The 19,629-nt window shown below is 38.9% G+C and carries 10 protein-coding genes; 6 read left to right on the plus strand and 4 right to left on the minus strand.

All coding sequences use genetic code 11. From position 1 onward, the window contains the following. Positions 1-9 precede the first annotated feature (9 nt). From GVN22_RS15240 to GVN22_RS15255, 4 genes are all read left to right on the plus strand, one after another. Positions 10-1,695 (plus strand): RagB/SusD family nutrient uptake outer membrane protein, encoded by a 1,686-nt coding sequence (locus GVN22_RS15240; RefSeq protein ID WP_166551866.1) that lies wholly within the window; start codon positions 10-12, stop codon positions 1,693-1,695. A 347-nt stretch (positions 1,696-2,042) separates the two neighbouring features. After that, on the plus strand, positions 2,043-3,071 hold the full coding sequence (locus GVN22_RS15245; RefSeq protein ID WP_166551867.1) for a cellulase family glycosylhydrolase: 1,029 nt from the start codon (positions 2,043-2,045) through the stop codon (positions 3,069-3,071). A 148-nt stretch (positions 3,072-3,219) separates the two neighbouring features. Then, positions 3,220-4,764, plus strand: coding sequence for a glycoside hydrolase (locus GVN22_RS15250; protein WP_166551868.1), 1,545 nt, complete (start codon positions 3,220-3,222; stop codon positions 4,762-4,764). Positions 4,765-5,043: 279 nt separating this feature from the next. Continuing rightward, entirely contained in the window at positions 5,044-8,385 is a 3,342-nt protein-coding gene (locus GVN22_RS15255; RefSeq protein WP_166551869.1) for a VCBS repeat-containing protein, read from the plus strand. 60 nt (positions 8,386-8,445) lie between these two features. Here the strand turns inward: GVN22_RS15255 and GVN22_RS15260 are convergent, their stop codons facing one another. Next, entirely contained in the window at positions 8,446-11,553 is a 3,108-nt protein-coding gene (locus tag GVN22_RS15260; RefSeq protein ID WP_166551870.1) for a glycoside hydrolase family 2 TIM barrel-domain containing protein, read from the minus strand. A 319-nt stretch (positions 11,554-11,872) separates the two neighbouring features. Here GVN22_RS15260 and GVN22_RS15265 point away from each other — a divergent pair, with 319 nt between their 5' ends. Both GVN22_RS15265 and GVN22_RS15270 read left to right on the plus strand, forming a co-directional pair. Then, a complete protein-coding gene (locus GVN22_RS15265; RefSeq protein ID WP_166551871.1) occupies positions 11,873-12,217 on the plus strand; it encodes a zinc ribbon domain-containing protein YjdM in 345 nt (114 codons plus the stop codon). A 464-nt stretch (positions 12,218-12,681) separates the two neighbouring features. Then, entirely contained in the window at positions 12,682-13,590 is a 909-nt protein-coding gene (locus GVN22_RS15270; RefSeq protein WP_166551872.1) for a DUF1080 domain-containing protein, read from the plus strand. A gap of 193 nt (positions 13,591-13,783) precedes the next feature. Here the strand turns inward: GVN22_RS15270 and GVN22_RS15275 are convergent, their stop codons facing one another. From GVN22_RS15275 to GVN22_RS15285, 3 genes are all read right to left on the minus strand, one after another. Then, positions 13,784-15,223, minus strand: a complete 1,440-nt coding sequence (locus GVN22_RS15275; protein ID WP_166551873.1) for an arylsulfatase — start codon at positions 15,221-15,223, stop codon at positions 13,784-13,786. Positions 15,224-15,271: 48 nt separating this feature from the next. Beyond that, positions 15,272-18,001 carry a glycosyl hydrolase gene (locus tag GVN22_RS15280; RefSeq protein WP_166551874.1) on the minus strand — a complete coding sequence of 910 codons (2,730 nt, stop codon included), beginning with the start codon at positions 17,999-18,001 and terminating at the stop codon, positions 15,272-15,274. A gap of 126 nt (positions 18,002-18,127) precedes the next feature. Then, a complete protein-coding gene (locus GVN22_RS15285) occupies positions 18,128-19,609 on the minus strand; it encodes a RagB/SusD family nutrient uptake outer membrane protein (RefSeq protein ID WP_166551875.1) in 1,482 nt (493 codons plus the stop codon). Positions 19,610-19,629 lie beyond the last annotated feature (20 nt).

Consider the following 19,629-nt stretch of genomic DNA (forward strand, 5'->3'; position numbering starts at 1 on the left):
TTTATTACAATGAAATCTAGAAAATCTATTGCTATATCTTCTTGTCTGTTTGCTGTGTTATTATCAACTGCTTCGTGTAATACGGATTTGCTTGATGTAGTACCAACAGACCGCGTTTCGGATAGTTCCATCCTTACCGATTCAACCCTTTTCGAATCTTACGTAATCAACCGTTACATGGGTGTACGCTTGACAGACAAAGAAGCAGAAGGTACTCCTCCAGGCTTTGGTCGTGGTTTTGAATATGCGATGTGGTCGTCTGTAACCGATGAGTCTATTTACAACAATGACGATAATACTTGGTTAATTCAAAGAGGTCAATTAGCTCCAGAAAACACAGGTATTGCTGGTACTATTTGGGGAAGAAGCTACCGTAGTATCCGTGAAATCAATTACGCTTTAGCGAATGTTCAGAAGGTAAACATGAGTGCAGGTATGAAAACTCGCTTGTCAGCTGAATTGCGTTTCTTGAGAGCATTCCGTTATCAGGACTTACTTCGTAACTACGGAGAGGTTGTATTGATGGGTGACAAAGTATATGAATTAGGAGAAGATTTCAGTAATTCTGCAATCTATACTCGTTCTTCTATCAAAGATGTTACAGCTTATATCTTAGCTGAACTTGATGCGGCAAGCAAAGACTTACCTACGGCAAATAACAACACAAATTGGAAATTAGGTCGTGCTACTAAAGGAGCAGCCTTAGCGCTTAAAGCTCGTATAGCATTGTATGCAGCAAGTCCATTGTACAATGCAGGTACTTGGCAAGCAGCAGCTAGCGCAGCCAAAGATATCATGAATATGGGTATGTATTCACTATACACTGGCGGTTATGATAAATTATTCTTAACTGCTGAAAACAACCCAGAAATCATCTTCGAACGTTTGTACACTCGTGGAGCTCGCCACGTGTGTTTAGAAATCTCAAACGCACCAAATGGTTTTGGTGGTTGGGGTGGTAACGTACCTTTGCAAAACTTTGTAGATGCGTACCAAATGAACAATGGTAAGTCTATCGATGATGCTTCTTCTGGTTACAACCCACAAGATCCATACAAAAACCGTGACCCTCGTTTTTACATGACGGTTTTGACTAACGATGCAGCTTACAGAGGCAATACTGTTCAAAGCTTTGTACCTGGCGGAAAAGATAGTAAAGATGGTCCATCTAACTGGAATACTTCAAAAACTGGCTATTACTTGAAAAAATACATGAACGATGCTTTGCCAATCGATAACCCTTGGGATATTGCTGGTACGCAACCATGGATTTACTTCAGATATGCTGAGATTTTGTTGAGTTACGCTGAAGCACAAAATGAGGCTGCTGGTCCAGACCAAAGCGTTTACGATGCCGTTAATGCTATCCGTAAAAGAACAGGCGTAAGTATGCCTGCACTTCCTACGGGCTTGTCACAAGCACAAATGCGTGATGCTATCCGTAAAGAACGTCAGGTTGAATTAGCTTTCGAAGAGCACCGTTATTATGATGTTCGTCGTTGGAAAATTGCCAATGTAACAGAAAATGTTCCTGCTTATGGTATGGATGTTACCAAAAACGGTTCTACCTATACTTACACACGTAAAGAAGCGTTGTCGGGCAGACATTTTGAAGATAAGCACTATTTCCTACCTATCCCACGTGCTGAAATCCTTGCTTCTGGTGGCAAATTGACACAGAATGCTGGATATTAATTTGAATTGAAAATGTGAGGATTTGAAGATTTGAAAATGATTTAATATCATCGATAATTTTCAAATCCTCTATTTTTATGTCTTGTAGAGTGCTTTAGGCCGTAAGCGATATGGCAACCTATTTTAAGCAAGGACAATGGTGTACAAAGGATTATAAAACCGTTTATTTCAGATATCGGATATTGGATTTCGGAGGTGTATGCCTCTATATTTTGTAAAAAATAAAGGTATTTTTCTATGTATCCGAAATCAGAAATCCCAAATCTGCAATTGGTTGAAATCCTTCGAACAGTACTAACTCACAATTCACAACTCATCACTCACAATTCCTGATATCTTCTAGTCCTATGAAAAATTTACTTTCCCTTATTCTTACCTCTGCCCTACTTTACTCTTGCTCTAAAGATTCAGTTGACACGCCAGTAATTCCGACAGACCCAGTGGTAAAAAATACAACGCCTGTGGGAGTAGATAGCATTGCAGGCGTCAATTGGGCTGATGCTCGTGATAACTTTGTCGATGGTTGGGTAATTCCCTCTGGACTTGAAGCAGGTGACGAATATGCAACTGTTTTTGCCAAATCAGAAGGCATTTTAACAGGTTTCCACAACCATATCAAAGGTCTCAATACGATTCGTTTGCCAATTAACCCTCCTTCTGTAAATGACATTTGGTGGTCACGCTACAAAGGTGCAATAGACAAGGCTATCAGTAAAAAAATACGTGTAGTCCTTTGCTGTTGGGAATCAGCTTCTGCCAAAAATGGTGTGATTGATAATAGTGCCGACTTTTGGCAAATGTGGACCGAGGTAGTACAGGACTATGGCAACAATCCTTATGTATATTTTGAAGTAATCAATGAACCGTATGGCTATTCTCTGCAAACCTTGAGCGATGTATATGCCGAGTTTCTCCAAAGATTTCCTACACTTTCTCGCAAACGCATTATTTTGTCAGGAACAGGCTATTCGGAGGACGTAACTGGAATCGGAGCCGATAGCAGATTTTCTGAATGTTTGTTGGCATTACATAATTATGCTTTCTGGACGAACCGCACCCTGACAGAGTGGGAGTCTGACTGGAGACGTAGAATGGGTTCTTATGCGAAAAGAACCATCGTATCAGAATTTGGAGTAGCCATGAGCACAGGCAAGGACTATATTGGTGGTACGCAATCCGATAATGAAATTGCCTATATGATTGCGTCTTCTAATGTTTTCAGAAACGATAAAGTCGCTAGTATCTATTGGCCAGGCTTGCGTGATGGTGATAGCTACAGTCTATTTTCAAGAGAAGGAACAGGCACCTCTATTACTCTAAAAATCATTAATCAATCAGGTATCAGTCGCCTCCGCTATGGTTGGGGGATTGAATAGTTATAATTGAGTGAGTTGGTGATTGAGTGAATGAGTGTTTTTTTTCTTTAAAACATTCAATGTAATCATCTGTAAAAAAACGCAACAATCGCTAATTCACCCCATTTCTAAAATACAATATCTGCTTAGTTACAAATATTTCAGCATTATGTCATCTAAAAATACTTTTCAAAATTCGTTCAAAAAATGGTTAGTAACTGGGGCTCTGGGTTTGGGGTTTTCCTCTTTTGCTCAAGTACAGCAACAGCCAATTCTAGTAAAATTAAATCCTCAAAAAACCTTTCAGACCATTGAACATTTCGGTGGTTCGGACGCTTGGGCAGCTCAGTTTGTCGGAAATTGGCCTGATGCCAAAAGGAAAGCAATTGCCAAACTTCTATTTAGCCAAAACTTTGACAAAAACGGTCAGCCAGAGGGAATTGGTATGTCTATTTGGCGTTTCAATGTCGGGGCTGGCAGTACCGAGCAAGGTAAAGAAAGTGGTATCAAAGACGAATGGCGCAGAGCTGAATCTTTTCTCAACAACGATGGTTCGTATAACTGGGAAAAACAGGCTGCTCAAATTTGGTTTTTGCAAGAAGCCAAAAAATATCATGTCGATAAATTTTTAGCATTCACTAACTCCCCTCCTGTTCAGTTTACCACCAATAGAAAAGCCTTTGCTACGGCTGGGAAACCCAATTTAGCTCCTGACCAATACGACAATTTTGCACAATTCTTAACGGAGGTTATTAAAGGAGTTAAACAAAAAACAGGCATTACATTCGATTACGTGAGCGCTACCAACGAACCTCAATGGGATTGGAGCGATGGTGGTCAGGAAGGAACACCTTTTGAAAATGAGCATATCGCAGGTATAAACAAAGCCCTCAGTAAAAAGCTTTTGGCAGCCAAATTACCTACCGAAATTTCTATTGCCGAAGCTGGCCAGCTCAATTATCTATATAGTCCATTCAACAAACCTGCACGTGGCTCTCAGGTGGAAGAATTTTTCCAGAAATCAGGAAAATATTACTTAGGAGATTTGTCTAATATAAACAAATCTATCGGCGGACATAGTTATTTTACCACCTCGCCTTACAAAGATGCTAGTCAGATGAGAAAACAGCTTGCCTCAACGGTATCTAAAGTTGAAGGTCTTCATTATTGGATGACTGAGTACTGTATTTTGGGTGATAATGCTGGCGAAATCGAAGGCAATGGCAAAGATGTAGGAATGAACTCGGCGTTATATGTTGCCAAAGTGATCCACAATGACCTTGTCAACGGTAATGCCTCCGCTTGGCACTGGTGGACTTCTATTTCTGCTTATAATTACAAAGATGGTTTGGTGTATATCGACAAAAACAAAACCGATGGCCAATATGAAGACAGTAAAATATTATGGGCATTTGGTAATTTTAGCCGCTTTGTAAGACCTGGCGCACAGCGTATTGAAGCAGATTTGGCACAAGAAGCCTCTGATAAACTATTGGTTTCGGCGTATAAAGATTTGAAAAGAAAGCAGTCTATTGTAGTGCTCGTCAACCACTCAAACGAAGCTCTTGCTATCAATTTGGATGGAATCAAGACAAAAATGATAGTAGCGTATCAAACGACTGAAAATGCGAATTTACAGCCTGTCAAAGTCAATAAATTGTCTAATATTAGTATCCCAGCTCGTTCGGTGGTAACATTACTTACTTCGATCTAAGCACTTCAAATTGGGTATTGGTGGCGAAATACGTTTTGCTATCAATACCTTTTTTTTTAAAAGAGAATTTCAATCTTTTGTTTTTAATTTATAAGTCTTAAAAATGAAAAGATTTGTATTTATTTTCATGAAATCCTGCTGTTTGAGCCGAAGGCGAGTTTAGGATTTCTTGACTTTCTTTTGTTACTTTTCTTGTGTCAAGACAAGAAAAGTAAGGTGTGGCTATGAGAAATTTTGTTTTTTCAACAAATGCCAAATAAAATTTTCAAACATACTCTTATGAAAAAACTTTTACCACTTCTTTTTCTTCCTTTTCTTTTTTCCTGTAAAAATTCTTCCAACAGTCCTCTTTTTCGATTAGTCAGCGCCGAAGAATCTGGGGTAAATTTCAACAATCTTGTTGAGGAAAACGAAGAGCTAAACTTGCTCAAATACCAATATATGTACAACGGAGGAGGCGTTGCCGTCGGCGATGTCAATGGCGATGGACTGGCTGATGTATATTTTTCGGGAAATATGGTTGAAAATAAATTGTATCTTAACAAAGGCAAACAAGGAAATAGTCCTTTTTCTTTTGAAGATATTACTGAAAAAGCAGGCGTAAAAGGTAGAAAAAAATGGAAAACTGGCGTGTCTATGATTGACATCAACGCCGACGGGAAACTAGATATTTATGTTTGTTATTCGGGACCAGGAACCGATGAAGAACGTAAAAATGAGCTATATATCAATAATGGACTCGTCAATGGCGTGCCTACTTTTACCGAATCAGCCGAAAAATACGGGTTAGAAGCCTCTGGAACTTACACCACTCAGGTCGCTTTCTTTGATATGGACAAAGATGGCGACCTTGACTGTTTTATGGCCAACCATGCAGATATGTTTTACAACGCCTTTTTCAATACTGAAAGATTAAGGAATACTCGTCACCCTAAATTTGGTAATCGATTATACCGAAATGATGAGGGGTATTTTCATGAAATAAGCGTCGAGGCAGGTGTTCATGGAAGCGGTTTAAACTTTGGGTTAAGCGTCTCAGTTGGTGACCTCAACCAAGACAATTGGCCAGATTTGTATGTTGCTAACGACTACAATGAGCAAGATTTTCTGTATATCAATCAACAAAATGGCACCTTCAAGGAAGTTCTCAAACAGAGTATGGGACATATCTCCAAAAACTCGATGGGTACGGGCATTGTGGATTTCAACAACGATGAACTAGCCGATATTGTAAGTTTGGATATGCTTCCCGAATCTAATTATCGTCAAAAGCTATTAAAAGGTCCTGACGAATATGATACCTATCAATTGCTGGTAGATAGTGGTTTTTACCACCAAAATACCCGCAATATGCTTCAAATCAATCAGGGATTATCCAACAAAGGTGTTCCTATTTTTAGTGAAGTGGGACAGATGGCAGGAATTTCCAACACCGACTGGTCGTGGAGTCCGCTAGCAGGTGATTTTGACAATGATGGTAGAAAAGATTTGCTCGTGACTAACGGCTTTTTACGAGATTTTACCAATATGGATTTTCTGAAATATACTTACCAAGAAGAAATCAATAAAGCGCAAAACTCAGGTCAGCAACTCAATACTTGGCAATTAATTCAACAAATGCCAAGTACCAAAACGAGTAATTACGTGTTCAGAAATATCAGTCAAAATCAGTTTGCTCAGTTTGAAGATGCCACAAAATCATGGGGCTTAGAAGAACCAACCGTTAGTACAGGAGCAGCGTATGCCGATTTAGACAATGATGGAGATTTGGATTTGATTATCAATAACACGAATCAGGTGGCACAAATTTATGAAAACCAACATTCTCCTGAACAATCGCATTTTCTCAAAATTCAATTAAAAGGCAACGTGCCTAATACCACAGGCATTGGCGCAAAGGTTGTTGTTAAAACCAAAGACCAAACCCAAATGCAAGAGCTCTATCCCGCTCAAGGATTCCAAAGTAGTGTGGAACCTATCTTACATTTTGGACTAGGGCAAAATACAAAAATTGAGTCAGTAGAGATATATTGGAGTTCTGGGAAAAAGAGTATTTTATCAAATCAGCAAGCTAATCAAACTTTGCAGGTAGCCGAAGCCACGGCACAAGAAGGTGTGTATCAATACCCTCAAACCGCTGCGCTTTTTGAAGATGTCACCCAACAATCTCAGTTTTCTTTTGAACATAAAGCCATCCCGTATGTCGATTTCAAACATCAGGCTCTTCTCCCTTATCAACTTTCAAAAGTGGGTCCATTTACCGCTACTGCCGATGTTAATGGTGACGGTTTAGAAGATGTTTTTGTCGGAGGTAATAGTCAACAAGGAGGTGTTTTGTTGATACAACAAGTCAATGGTACATTCAAACCTGCGTCTTCTCAGCCATGGCAACAACAAACCGTTTATCAGGATATGGGAATAACTTTTTTTGATGCTGACGGAGACCATGACCTCGATTTGTTTATTGCCCGAGGCAGTGCGGCATTTGGTGCAGTCCCAGAGGCTTCACAAGATGTCTTATTTATCAATGACGGAAAAGGGATATTTAGCCTGAGTATGAATGCACTTCCCAATATGCAAAGCAACGGAAGTTGCGTTTCGGCAGGTGATTTTGACAAAGATGGAGATATAGACTTATTCGTGGGTGGACGCTCTATTCCGAATCGGTACCCAGAAGCTGACCAAAGCTATTTACTCAAAAATGAGAGCAGAGGGAGTATCGTCAAATTTACACCTGTTCAGACAGAGTCTTTGGCATCATTAGGTATTGTAACCACCTCCGTATGGCATGACATCAATCAAGATGGCTGGATTGACCTAATCGTGGCTGGCGAGTTGATGCCTATTACTATTCTAGAAAATCAAAAAGGTAAACTCGTTGATAAAACCGAAGCCTATCACTTAGAAAAAAGTCATGGAATGTGGAGCAAAATTCAGTTGGAAGATATGGATAATGATGGTGATATGGATTTGATTGCTGGAAATGCTGGGCTAAATTCTCAGCTAAAAGCCAATGAACAAGAGCCTCTGACGATTACTTATGCAGATTTTGACCAAAACGAAACCATTGACCCTATGATTTGCTATTTCATTCAAGGCAAAAGCTATCCGATGGCATCGCTCGACGAAACGGCTACACAAATGCCATGGATAAGGAAGAAATTCTTAAAATATCATGATTATGCTCAAGCAGGTCTTTCAGATTTGTTTACCTCAGAACAACTTGATAAAGCTAAAACAAAGTCCGTTTATACCCTAGCGACAACCTATTTTGAAAATACAGGAAAAGGTATTTTCAAAGCTCAATCATTGCCGTCTTTTGCTCAAACTTCTTGGGTTTCGGGTATTAGTTCTGGTGATTTTAATAAAGATGGGAAAAAGGATATTTTGTTGACAGGTAACTTCCATCCTTGGCGAGTGCAGCTTGGCAAAATGGACGCCTCACATGGCGTATTACTGCTAGGAAATGGGAAAGGTAATTTTCAAGCTAGTAAGCCACAACAAACGGGGTTACTTTTTACAGGTGATATTCGAGATATGAAAGCTATTTTAATTCGGAATAAACCTAGTTTTATTTTTACTCGAAATCAAGATAAGGCAGGAATTGTTCAGTTGAAATAAGCACAAAAAATAGAGGCTAGGAACATCATTCCTAGCCTCTTTCTGTGTTACTCCAAATTACTAAAACAAACTAAGGATATAGCTATAGGTAAATTTCTTGTCTGTTAATCGGTATTCTTTATGCGGTAAAGCACCCCAACTATCATCTCCTCCAACACCTCTTTGCTTTAAGTCAATCTGCAAAGTATTCTCGTCACGAATCTTGATATCTGTCGGATGTTGTTGTTTTTTACTCAAACCTGGATCTAAATCTTCCGTTTTGAAAGGCAACAAACTAAAACTAATCGGTTGAACTCCTTCAATCATTAACCCTTTGCCTTGCTCATTGGCAATTTTAATCCAACGTGTATCTGTACGGTAGCCATGTTCTTGTGGACGAATATAATTCGATTCAACAGCTTTAACCACTGTATCAGCATACACACCTAAGAATGAAGCTAAATTTCTATCCTGATAGTTTTCCCAAGGTCCACGACCATAGTAGTTCAACAATTTATAATCTTGCTTCAAGTTCATGCGCATACCAAAACGAGGCATTTCAGGAAGGTTTCTGTCACCCAAATCTAAGCTTGCTGTAACTTTCACCGCTCCATCATTTAAAATTTGGTAAACAACGGTATAATTGGCATTAATACCAGTCAGCTGGTAATCCACTTGAATACTTAAGCCCTCTGCATTTTGCTCATCTACGGTTACTTTTGAGACCGATTTGTTAGCATGAGCATTTCTCCAAATTCCTAAACGATAAGGCATTTCGTTACCAAAATCATTATCTGTTGGAGCACGCCAGAAAAATGGCTCAGGTAAACCATTAATTGAAGTCGAACCATCTAATGCGCTGTATTTCTCCCAGTTACCCCATTGTGTATTGAAAGTACCTGTTACATTTTCGGTCTTGAATGTTAGACGATTATTTGTTTTTGAAATTTCCAAAGTCCCTGTTCTCGGACGATTTACTTGGAAATAATAGCTATTGTCAAAGCGTAATTGTTCACGCGCAATCTCGTGTCCCGCTGGCACTAATTCTGTAGCAGATTTTGTGTAGGCATATAATTCCAAAGCATATTCACCTCTATCCTTTTTCGCTGGCAAGTCAATTTTTATATCTTGGCTTTGTTTAGGCGCTAAGCTTACGTCAAAACTTCCTTCTGCTACAGATTTGCCGTCTTTAGTCAATACCCATTTGAAAGCGTAGTTATTAAGATTAGTAAAATCAAAAAGGTTTTCAACTTTGATTTCGCCAGTTTCAAGATTCTTTGCTGAGAAAATAATGCTTTGATACGATTTTTTCACTTCAAATAACCCTGGGTGTGGAGTGCGGTCTGAAGCAATCACACCGTTGGCACAGAAGTTTTCATCGTTTTGCAAATAATAGCCACCCAAGTCACCACCATAGGCATAGAACGGACGACCATCTGCTGTTTTAGTCAACATTCCTTGGTCAACCCAATCCCAAATAAACCCACCTTGCATGTGTTTTGAACTACGGATAATATCCCAATAACGTTGGAAATTACCACTACTATTTCCCATAGCATGCGCATACTCACACATGATATATGGACGAGTTTTGGTGTTATCATTCGCATATTTCAACATGTCCTCGATACGAGGATACATCGGACAAACAATATCTGTATTGGCGTTTTCACCTGCTTGCTCTGACTGTACAAAACGAGTATTATCTTTTGATTTTAACCATTTGTACGTTTCATAAAACACAGGGCCATTGCCACATTCGTTTCCAAGTGACCAAATAATCACAGAAGCATGATTTTTGTCTCGTTCGAACATTCGCTCGGTACGATCTTTGTGTGCATTTGCCCACAATGGAAGGTATGCAGGGTGTTTTGTCTTATCCCAGCTACCTTGCCACTCAGCACCCATACCATGCGTTTCGAGGTTTACTTCGTCTACAACATACAAACCATATTGGTCACATAATTCATACCAATAAGGGTCATTTGGATAGTGACTTGCACGAACAGCATTGATATTAAATTGCTTCATCAATTGAATATCTCTCAACATCAATTCACGGTTTGGTACGTGTCCTTCAACAGGATCATGCTCATGACGATTTACTCCATGTACATAAGTCGGAACCCCGTTGATTAATAACTGTGCATTTTTAATTTCTACTTTTCTGAAACCAACTTTATAGCTTGTTGTTCCCAATGATTTTCCTTGGGCATCGTTTACAGAAATAACACAAGTATAAAGGTTAGGATATTCAGCACTCCATTTCAATGGATTTTTAATCGTCGTTTTAAATGATACATTTTGTAAAGTATCCGTCGATTTTGCTACTTTCTGAAGTTGTGACCATACTGTCTTACCAGTTTTATCCAACAACTCTACATTGACAGAACCTGCTTCGATATTACTTCCTTTAAACTTTCTTAAAGACACCTCTGCACTCAACAAGCCGTCGGTGTATTTGGCATCCAAATCGCCCTTGATAAAGAAATCCCAAAGCGAGGTTTTAGGTAAAGCAGTTAAGAAAACATCGCGTTCGATACCTGAAATTCTAAAGAAATCTTGATCTTCTAAGTAGCTTCCATCGTGCCAGCGATACACTTGAACAGCAAGGGTGTTTTTCCCTTTTTGTAAAAACTGACTAATATTAAATTCCGCAGGAGATTTTGAGACTTTGGTCATGCCCACAAACTTGCCGTTGACATATATACGAGCATAACCCGTAATAGACCCAAAATGCAATAGGATTTCTCTTTCCGACCAGTTTTCAGGAACAGTAAATGATTTACGATATGTTCCTACAGGATTATCGCCACCGATGAAAGGGGGATTTTTAGGAAAAGGATAAACAATATTGGTATAAATAGCCGTACCAAATCCTTTACGTTCCCAGTTGGAAGGCACAGGAAGATTGCTCCACTGGCTATCGTCTAGATTTGGTTCGAAGTAATTGGTTGGTGCATCCGCAATTCGGTCGGCATACACAAACTTCCATGTACCATTTAAAGATTGATAAAAGGGGCTTGATTGTGGCTTTTTGGTCAAAGCAGTAGATTTATCTGCATAAAGGATAAAATCAGCATGTGCTTTTTCTTTACCAATATCAATCAATGCGGGGTTCTCCCAAGGGTTTTGTGCCAGCAAGCTTCCTTGGAGTAATGTTAGTAAAAGGATTAACTTTTTTCTCATATTGTTTAGACTTGAAAACAGGGACTATTTTTGGATAAATAGCAATATAAAATGAGTAATAATCTATACTGCAAAAGTACAATCCTCTAATTTAGGCAAAAGGGGGTAATTTGGTAATATATAAGGGGTAAAAAGGTATTTAAAAGTCTCATTCCAATAAGACAATAGCTGGGAGTATCTCTAGTTTTAGTTTAGGAAAATACATTTTATCCAATTCCCAATCGAAATTCGTACCTTTGCGCCCTATTAAGATGCAGGTATCTTCCACTACGATACCATCTTTGACAAATCAATTAATTTATAACTTAAAAACATTATCATGTCAGAATTTTCACCATGTCCAAAATGTAAATGTGAATACACATATCCTAGCGATAATCTGTTAGTTTGCCCAGAGTGCTTTTACGAATGGAATCCAGAAGAAGTAGAGACCGATGAGGTAAGTACAACTACCAAAGTTTTAGATTCAAATGGCAACGAGTTACAAGATGGCGATACTGTGGTTGTCATTAAAGACCTTCCAGTGAAAGGTGCTCCAAAACCAATTAAAGCAGGAACAAAAGTAAAAAATATTCGTCTAACCGACGGTGATCATAATATTGACTGTAAAATCGATGGCTTTGGTGCAATGGGACTTAAGTCGGAATTTGTGAGAAAAGCTTAATAAGGCACAAAGTAGCAGAGGTACATAGTAGCAAAGTGATTTAAAAACTCCACTCAGTATGTTGCTAGTTCAAGACTTTGTGTTGGACTTCTTTTTTTAACAGTTTTAAAACTGAAGTAATAACTAGTAAGAGACTTTGTCTGCTACTAGTTATTTTTTTCCCATGTCATAATTTATCATCTACTCAAAACTACGAAGTTGACTAGTTTAGGAATCTGCGAATATTAAAGCCTAGAGCTAAAATCAGGTAAAATTAACTTAATCAATTTTATAACATAGATATGCCTGTTTAGTAGGATTTTTTAGAAAACAGAGAAACTTCAAATAACAAATATACAATTAGCCAAAAACGTCTTCTAGCTTATTTTATCTATTTAGATTTAACACAAAGAGTATATTTGGAGATGAATCGACTTAATTCTCTGTATAAAGAGAATTACTTTTACCTACTAAACATCCCCCAAATGAAAAGACAACTCTATTTTACCGCTTCTCTCCTACTTATTACCTTTGGTATTTTTGCTCAAAAGAAAATCAATACAAAAGCTAATCAACAAGATTGGATTCGCCTTTTTAATGGAAAAAACCTAGATGGTTGGGACATCAAAATCGCAGGAGAAAACCTGAATGCTAATTACAAAAACACCTTTAGAGTCGAGGATGGGATGATGAGGGTGATGTATGATCAGTATGAGTCTTTCAATGATAAATTTGGTCATATTTATTACAAAAAACCTTACTCTTATTATGTGATTCGTTTTGAATATCGTTTTCAAGGCGACCAACTCAAAGGCGGGGCGTCGTGGAATGTGCGCAATAGTGGCATCATGTTACATTCTCAATCCGCCAAAAGTTTAACCCAAAATCAAAGTTTCCCAGTTTCTTTAGAGCTACAACTATTAGGAGGATTGGGCGGAAATACCACTCGTCATACGGGAAATCTTTGCACCCCAGGTACAGAAGTATATATGCAGAATAAAATCGTGACTGACCATTGTACGGATTCAGACTCGAAAACCTATCATGGTGACCAATGGGTAAAGGTGGAAGCGATTGTGTTAGGTGATTCAATCGTACATCATGTTATCGAAGGCGATACTGTATTGACTTATGAAAAACCACACATTGGTGGTGGGTTTGTAAGCGCTGATTATAACTGGGAAAAAGCAGGAATTGACCCAAAATCGGCAGAAGCTTGGATTAAGAAAGATGGTATGCTATTAAAAGAAGGTTATATCGCCATGCAGGCCGAAAGTCACGCGATTGATTTTAAAAATATCGAACTACTTGATTTAAAAGGCTGTATGGATAAAAAAGCTAAAAATTATAAGTCTTATTTTATCAAAGCGGATAACGCTAAGTGTAGGTATTAGAGGGAGTGGCAAAGGCAACAGGCACAGAGGCACAAAGTGATTGTTTCGGAAAAAGTGACACAGGCTACAGTCACAGAGGAAACGTGACTTGTTTACGTTTCCTCTGTTCTTCCCTCTACACTTTGTGCCTCTGTGCCTGTTCCCTACATACTTGTGTCTGTTCCCTCTACAACACCCCCTGTACCCTAACTCCCTACTGATTTCCCAACGGGAATAAAGCAGAACGAGTATGCGATTGGGTCATGAGTTTACCTAATTCTTGAGCCTTCTCTGGAAATTGTTGTGCTAGATTTTTTGCCTCCTCTGGGTCATTTTCTAAGTCGTATAGTTCTACTGGAGCATTCGGATTTTCAATTACATTAAATCGAATGGCTTTCCATTTTCCTTGTCTTACCGCTTGTTTACCACCTTGTTCATGAAACTCCCAATATAAAAAATCATGCTGAGGAGCCTTTCCTTTGCCTGTTAATACATTGGCAAATGAACGACCATCAATACCTTTTCTAGTTTTGACGCCAGCTAACTCAGCAAAAGTGGGTAGCAAATCCCAGAATGCACCAATATGGTTACTCACCGAATTAGGTTTTATTACTCCTTTCCAAGAAGCCACAAAAGGCTCACGAATACCTCCCTCGTACAAATCTCTTTTTACGCCTTTGTATGGACCGCTACTCTTAAAAAATTTAGGATCTGCGCCACCTTCTATGTGTGGACCATTATCGCTAGAGAAAATAATTAAGGTATTTTTGTCCAATCCCTGTGCTTTAAGTTGAGCAACTACCTGACCTACATACCAATCCAAGCGTGCTACCATCGCTGCAAAAGCTGCCCGTGGGTATTGTTGAGAGGCGTATCCACCACCTGTAGCATTTGGACCATAATCTTGTCCCTTGTAAGGTTTTTCTTGAAACTTATTTTTGTAGTATTGTAGCAAACTATCATCAGGAGCGATTAGCTCGGCATGAGGTAAAATATAGGGTAAAAACAAGAAGAAAGGCTGTTTTGAGGATTGTTCCTTGATAAAACCAATGGCTTTTTCTTGAATCAAATCTGGTGCATAAATCTTATTTTGAACCAAATTCTCATTCGCTTCCAAAACAACTTTTTGCCCATTGTTCCACAAATGATTGGGATAATAACGATGTGCCAAGGTTTGGCAATTGTATCCATAAAAGTAATCAAAACCTTGTTTGTTTGGGTCACCGACAGAACCAACAGGTCCCAAGCCCCATTTACCATAAGCAGCAGTGGTATAGCCAGCAGTCTTTAAGACTTCGGCCATTGTCACAACAGAATCAGCAATGGGCTCTTGTCCTTCTGGTAAAACGCCTTTATTACCACGGATATAGGTATGTCCTGTATGTAAACCTGAAAGCAATGCAGAACGTGATGGCGCACATACTGAAGTTCCAGCATAAAACTGATTAAACTTCATACCAGAAGCCGCCAGTTTATCCAAATTTGGCGTTTTAATTAGCTGTTGCCCGTTAAACCCTACATCGCCATAACCTAAATCGTCGGCGATAATGAGGACGATATTAGGTTTTGAGAGCGCTTTAGTTTTGGTTTGCGCATGGCTTTGTTCCATTTTCACAAAGCCTAAAAAGCTCACTAGAAGCAGTATTTTTTTCATATTTTGAGATAATGTTTTACAATGATAAATAAGACGAAATCAGTTTTCTTATCTCGTCTCAATAATTCTCACAGGGCCTTTTAAACCAGCATCCATTACTTTCCAATTTGAAGCATCAAAAGGTTTATAATGCGCATTGACAAAATTAATTTCATGATAATTACGCCAACTTATCTGATGCTGATCCATGTAGCGAATCCGATTTGCCATCAAATTGGCGACTTCTATTTCGATAACGTTAGTCCCATTTTTCAGATACTTACTGATATCTATTTGAAATGGAACCGACCACAAAATACCTACTTCTTGCTTGTTCACAAATACTTTAGCACTTTCAGCCACTTGCCCTAAGTCAAGTATATATCTAGAGGTACTTTTCTTCCATTCAAATTGAGTCGAATATAAGGCTGTTCCAGAAAAAAACTGTGCAGTAGTGTCGGTGGTATTCGTCCAAAAATCTAAGTTTCTAAGCGTACGATTCTGTGGAAGTATTGGTCCTCCCGTTTGAAATGCAAGCGACCATTGCTTTGTGGACAAATCTGTAGCTTTCCTTTCTTCTTCGTATTTCCATTTTTTTGCGCTGTCACTTAATTTATTCTGAACCAAGACAAATACACTTTCTCCTGATTTTAACTGAATTCGGATATTTACCCCTTTTATATTTTTTTGAAATGGGACATCGCCATATTTCCCAGTAAGGGCATCCAACAGCAAAACAGACTTTCCAACTTCATTGATTTTCACGACAGTATCTATATTTTTTTCGGTATGATTTACTAAAAAGTAATAAGTACCTTCCTCTGCTTTTCGCTTGATATATTGTAAGCCTGTCGCCACCAGCTCCTCTGTAACAACTGCATCTTTTGCCAGTAATTCTTCCATCGAATCAAGATTCGATATCTGTGCCCAACTTGAGATACCTTGGTTTATTTTCTTTAATACTGCTCGTCTTTCTTCAAGTTGATTGAGCCCATTGACATCTGCTGGTAATGATTCAAAGATAATTTTTGCCCCAGCAGTCGCCAGTTTTTGCAATGCTTCGAGGGTTTCTAAAGGCATATATTTGGTCTTAGGAACGATAATGACTTTGTAGGCAGAGGCATCGGTAGCAGTTTTGACCAGACCATTCTCAACTTTTGTTTGAAGAATTTGTTTATCAGAAATAAAATCAAAGCTATAGCCCTTTGTTTTTAGACGTTTAGCTATCTGATAAAACGGCGTTGGATATAACCAAGTATCTACCTCATGAACTCTTATCTGTTGAAGCACATCGCCTGTTTGATGCCAAATATCTTGGATTGGCGAATAAATCAACACATCGTTTGCTGGCTTACCCATTTGTAAAATCGATTGGCAACGAGTAATGTAAGAATTTAGCCCTGAAAGATGTGGCCAAAAAGTATTATTAGGAGAAAAGTTCACTCCTGCATAAAACATCCATCCGGGCCAATTAGCCTCCGCTGGTGAATAGGTTGTCCCATGAAAAAACACATGATTGACTCCCGCCAAAAAGAGTTGTTCAATCTCAGGTTTACATTGAGATAAAGAGGTTCGAAAATGTTCTGTGAGCCATGTAAACGCTTCGGCAGAAATAAGTTTTTTTCCCATCACATGTCCAGCCGAAGGTGCAAAACGCATCATCAGTGGCTCTGGGTGCACTTTTCGAATATCTGCGGTATCTCTTCGTAAGCCTTTTATGGGAAAATAGGTTGAGCCGAAAGTCTCACATTCGGGTATGTCTGCTTGTGCGTATAAGTCCAAAATATTGGCAGGAGAACCATGTGCTTGGTTTCTGACTTTTTTACCTTTTGCGTGCGCCCAATCCGTCCACGGTTTCATGAAGCCTTGTGTGAGCTGATAGTCCAAAGTGGCTTTAAAGTCTGATTTGACTCTAGAAACTTTTTCTGAAAGCTCATTACTCGCTAATTCTTGAAGGTAAAAACGCAGGTCATAGCCATTCAAATGCTGAAATTTCTGCAAAAAATCGGGCGTAAAATTTGCCTCGTAGACTTCATAGCTATCATTAAAAAATGAACGAACTTCAGGTACTTTCTTCCATGAATCATCAAAACGTTTGATATACTGTTGGAAGGCTTTTTCAGAAAAGTGATCCATGACCCACCCTTCTCCTCCAGGTGCAGCTCGCTTGACTTTTTGCCCTGTTTTCCCCATAAAAAGCGCATAAAGTGTCCATGTCCCCTTCTCAGGCGACCACGCTAAAGTACCATCTTTTTGCACAAAATCTGTCAAAATCAGTGTTTCTCCTGTATCTGCGTATGCGGTCAATACCTGTAAATATGCTCCTTTTTTGTGCTGTTGTGGTTGCTCTAGCTCAATGGTTATTTGTCTACTTTGTCCAGCTTGAATTTGATATTTTTGGATAAAAAACCTACTAGAAGCCAAATCTTGAGATATTTGTGGACCACCAAAAGGCCAACCTGTTCCCAAGTTGAGGTCAACACCCATTTCGTTTTGTTTTGCCAATAAAATACTCGTATTCAACGCTTTATTCCATTCAGGAGAAAGGTAATTGAGGTATCGAGACTCGTATCCTTTTACCCCGTAAATTGGTGTAATTTCAACACCACCCAATCCCGCCTTTGCATACGCACGTAAGCATATAGAAAGGTTACTGGAATCGACAGCACTGCCCATCCACCACAATCTTGTCCAAGGTTTTGTTTGACTCGAAATTATCGGCCAAGGCGATTGTTGGGCATTTGAAATTTGGATAGTCGTTAGATAAATAATCGCAATCCAAAGATATTTTTTCAGCATTATGTATTTGATTTCAATAATTTCCAAAAGACAAATTGAGGATTATAATACTTCCGTTTACTACAAAAGGCATATAACTTTTAAGAAAGTCATACACCTTTTATCTATAAATTGAAAGAGTAATTATCAATAATAACTTGGGTTTTGTTGATACAAACCTGCTTTTGTACCAAGCTCGACCGCTGGTACAGGATATATCAAATAGTCTGCAATAATTGGGTTGATGGTCGTAATGGCATCATTCTTTACCCATGCATTCATTTTGGAAATCGCTAATCCTGAGCGAACTAAATCATTCCAACGAAGACCTTCTCCCAAAAATTCTTTACGACGTTCTTCCAATAAAGTTTCCAACGTAACATTCGCTATGGCAGGTAATCCCACACGTGCTCTTACCTGATTGACTAGAGCATCCGCTTCTTTGCTTGGACCATTGCCAATTTTAATTAAAGCCTCCGCTTTCAATAACAAAATATCGGCATAGCGCTGTACAATAAAGTTGATTGGCCAATCTTTACCGCTTGTTCCTTTTTTCGAAATATCAATATATTTCTTGATAAAAGGCGAAGAATAAGTCGTTTGGATATTGAAAGTATAACGCCCATCAGAAGCGTTTGTCAAATAACTGCTGCGCAACTCCTTAGCTACACTAAAGTTGCTTGAACCGTAACCATTGCCATAAGAGTTAGATATACCTTGCCCTGTCCAGAATGCCACAGGGACTAAATGACTTGGAAAACCCGCACCATTGGAGCTACTCATAAACTGTACATCAAAGATTACCTCCTTATTATTCTCGTTATCGTATGCAAAAACTGAATTATAGGAAGACAGTAATTGAAATTGTTGGCTGGCTATAATTTCATTAAACAACGCCAAGGCTTTATCATTTTCGTTCGCATTCAGGCCAGCCCCTTCAATATTGTAGGTCGCTCCTGAGCGTGTTAAATACACCAAACCCAATAGCCCTTTTGCCGCATAAGAAGTCGCACGACCGATATTGGTACCTGTGTATGATGCTGGCAAATTTTGCGCTGCATATTCCAAATCAGAAATAATCAATTTATAAACCTCCGCAACACTACTTCTCGGTACGGTTTCCACCTCTGAAGCTGTCAAAGCTTTGTCAATCAACGGAACTTTTCCGAAAGTTCTTACTAATTGAAAATAGTAAAACGCACGAAGAAAACGTGTTTCAGCCGCAAATCGAGTTTTTAAGCTCGCATCAGTAATGACACTTCCTTTCGTTTCGAGCGCTTGTAAGACTGAGTTTGCATTGAAAATGCCGTTAAAGTTATCGTTCCAAGCCGTTTGTACAAATCCTGTGGTGGTAATATTTGGCGAAAAATCGTTGACTCCTTGCCAGTCACGGTTGCCATCATGAAGCGCATTGACGTTGTCACTGCGCATTTCACCAAGCCACAAAACCTGACTTGGATACGAGGTTAGTTTACTATAAACACCATTTACGGCTTGTGTAAAATCATTGGTATTAGTATAAAAACTTGCCGCAGTGGTACTAGACACAGGCTGCTGGTCTAGTTGGTCTTCGCAACTACTCAACAAAAGTGTTGTGACAGCAAGAATTGAATATATGGACTTTTTCATAAAATACATTTAAGGAAAGT

Source organism: Cellulophaga sp. BC115SP (genome assembly GCF_009905545.1).
In the GTDB taxonomy this organism is placed as follows: domain Bacteria; phylum Bacteroidota; class Bacteroidia; order Cytophagales; family Spirosomataceae; genus Flectobacillus; species Flectobacillus rivi.

Excerpts from the sequence above, each read along its gene's own strand:
- GVN22_RS15240 (WP_166551866.1), top strand. The coding sequence starts at position 10 with ATGAAATCTAGAAAATCTATTGCTATATCTTCTTGTCTGTTTGCTGTG.
- GVN22_RS15245 (WP_166551867.1), top strand. The coding sequence starts at position 2,043 with ATGAAAAATTTACTTTCCCTTATTCTTACCTCTGCCCTACTTTACTCT.
- GVN22_RS15250 (WP_166551868.1), top strand. The coding sequence starts at position 3,220 with ATGTCATCTAAAAATACTTTTCAAAATTCGTTCAAAAAATGGTTAGTA.
- GVN22_RS15255 (WP_166551869.1), top strand. The coding sequence starts at position 5,044 with ATGAAAAAACTTTTACCACTTCTTTTTCTTCCTTTTCTTTTTTCCTGT.
- GVN22_RS15260 (WP_166551870.1), bottom strand. The coding sequence starts at position 11,553 with ATGAGAAAAAAGTTAATCCTTTTACTAACATTACTCCAAGGAAGCTTG.
- GVN22_RS15265 (WP_166551871.1), top strand. The coding sequence starts at position 11,873 with ATGTCAGAATTTTCACCATGTCCAAAATGTAAATGTGAATACACATAT.
- GVN22_RS15270 (WP_166551872.1), top strand. The coding sequence starts at position 12,682 with ATGAAAAGACAACTCTATTTTACCGCTTCTCTCCTACTTATTACCTTT.
- GVN22_RS15275 (WP_166551873.1), bottom strand. The coding sequence starts at position 15,223 with ATGAAAAAAATACTGCTTCTAGTGAGCTTTTTAGGCTTTGTGAAAATG.
- GVN22_RS15280 (WP_166551874.1), bottom strand. The coding sequence starts at position 18,001 with ATGCTGAAAAAATATCTTTGGATTGCGATTATTTATCTAACGACTATC.
- GVN22_RS15285 (WP_166551875.1), bottom strand. The coding sequence starts at position 19,609 with ATGAAAAAGTCCATATATTCAATTCTTGCTGTCACAACACTTTTGTTG.